Origin of the sequence: Tepidimonas sp., assembly GCF_046292505.1 — a bacterium.
In the GTDB taxonomy this organism is placed as follows: domain Bacteria; phylum Pseudomonadota; class Gammaproteobacteria; order Burkholderiales; family Burkholderiaceae_C; genus Tepidimonas.
This window is the reverse complement of record NZ_JBKBQX010000077.1, coordinates 1-1579: the sequence shown is the minus strand read 5'-3', so window position 1 is coordinate 1579 and position 1579 is coordinate 1. Positions and strand designations below refer to the sequence as shown.

Annotated in this window: 3 protein-coding genes; all 3 read left to right on the top strand. The window is 50.7% G+C overall.

Annotated elements, in window-relative coordinates; translation table 11 throughout:
• Positions 1-247 (top strand): hypothetical protein (locus ACK4TH_RS11730; RefSeq protein WP_409626691.1); only part of this gene is annotated, 247 nt, incomplete at its 5' end.
• A 252-nt stretch (positions 248-499) separates the two neighbouring features.
• Positions 500-802, top strand: coding sequence for a hypothetical protein (locus ACK4TH_RS11725; protein WP_409626689.1), 303 nt, complete (start codon positions 500-502; stop codon positions 800-802).
• Positions 777-935 carry a hypothetical protein gene (locus ACK4TH_RS11720; RefSeq protein ID WP_409626687.1) on the top strand — a complete coding sequence of 53 codons (159 nt, stop codon included), beginning with the start codon at positions 777-779 and terminating at the stop codon, positions 933-935. The genes ACK4TH_RS11725 and ACK4TH_RS11720 overlap by 26 nt, the downstream gene beginning before the upstream one ends.
• Positions 936-1579 lie beyond the last annotated feature (644 nt).

Here is a 1579-nt window from a genome sequence, read left to right as displayed (position 1 = left end):
AGACGGCGGGTTAGATAGTTTAGGCGGTATGTGTTTCCGGTCCGAACCAAGCCCTGATTTCAAAGGGATTAAGACCGTCCCCGCGGAGGTACGTACAGTCATGATATTGTCCGAACCAAGCCCTGATTTCAAAGGGATTAAGACTTGCGCGCCCACGACGTGGTGTAGGCGGCCTGCGCGTCCGAACCAAGCCCTGATTTCAAAGGGATTAAGACTTTTCATGATCACTTACCCTTTCAGACTTTGATTTGTCCGAACCAAGCCCTGATTTCAAAGGGATTAAGACCGTGATACTATGTTTCATGTATAAATTAGAAAAAGTCCGAACCAAGCCCTGATTTCAAAGGGATTAAGACCACCGAGCTGGCGCTCAGTCAAACACCAGAATGGTCCGAACCAAGCCCTGATTTCAAAGGGATTAAGACTCGATCTTGATCATGTTTTCGCTCCGGTTAACAGTCCGAACCAAGCCCTGATTTCAAAGGGATTAAGACGCGCAGTGCGCGAAGAGCTTCAATGCGGGCGGTGGTCCGAACCAAGCCCTGATTTCAAAGGGATTAAGACCCCTGTTTGCATTGCGCTTGCGAATTGCACGAAGCGGTCCGAACCAAGCCCTGATTTCAAAGGGATTAAGACGGGTGTTTGTGTATGTCTTGACTGCGGTCAGCAGTCCGAACCAAGCCCTGATTTCAAAGGGATTAAGACGTGTCTGGCCTCACTAACCGTTTACAAGCGCGCGTCCGAACCAAGCCCTGATTTCAAAGGGATTAAGACCTATGGGCGCTACCCCATCGCGTGCTAGGCGGTCCGAACCAAGCCCTGATTTCAAAGGGATTAAGACGGGGATTCTTACCCCACTGCGCACCGCGCAGGGGTCCGAACCAAGCCCTGATTTCAAAGGGATTAAGACGATGACTGTCTGTTGCTTGTTATAGAGCGCGGTGTCCGAACCAAGCCCTGATTTCAAAGGGATTAAGACTAGACCGCTTGTGACTTGTTAATGAACGGAACACCGTCCGAACCAAGCCCTGATTTCAAAGGGATTAAGACCACTCGTTGAGTGGGTTGTACGGGCTTGCTGTGTCCGAACCAAGCCCTGATTTCAAAGGGATTAAGACCGGGCGAAATACTGCTCTTTAGCAGCATCCTGAGCGTCCGAACCAAGCCCTGATTTCAAAGGGATTAAGACGGCTTCGCGCGTGTTGAGCAATGCGTCTTGCAGCAGTCCGAACCAAGCCCTGATTTCAAAGGGATTAAGACGCGGGCTTGGCGGTAACGTACTTAGTTACAAGCGCGTCCGAACCAAGCCCTGATTTCAAAGGGATTAAGACACGCCGTTGATGAATCCCTCAATGCGGTAGCCGGTCCGAACCAAGCCCTGATTTCAAAGGGATTAAGACCGCATGGAGTTGATGTTGTCTCTGACGCTGTTGGTCCGAACCAAGCCCTGATTTCAAAGGGATTAAGACTTTGGAGGGGGCTATGTTGTGTATGTTCCGGTGGGTCCGAACCAAGCCCTGATTTCAAAGGGATTAAGACATTTTGCCCTTCATCGTTAGGCTGGCCGCCAATGCGTCCG

Coding starts and splice junctions, on each gene's coding strand:
- ACK4TH_RS11720 (WP_409626687.1), top strand. CDS start 777: ATGGGCGCTACCCCATCGCGTGCTAGGCGGTCCGAACCAAGCCCTGAT.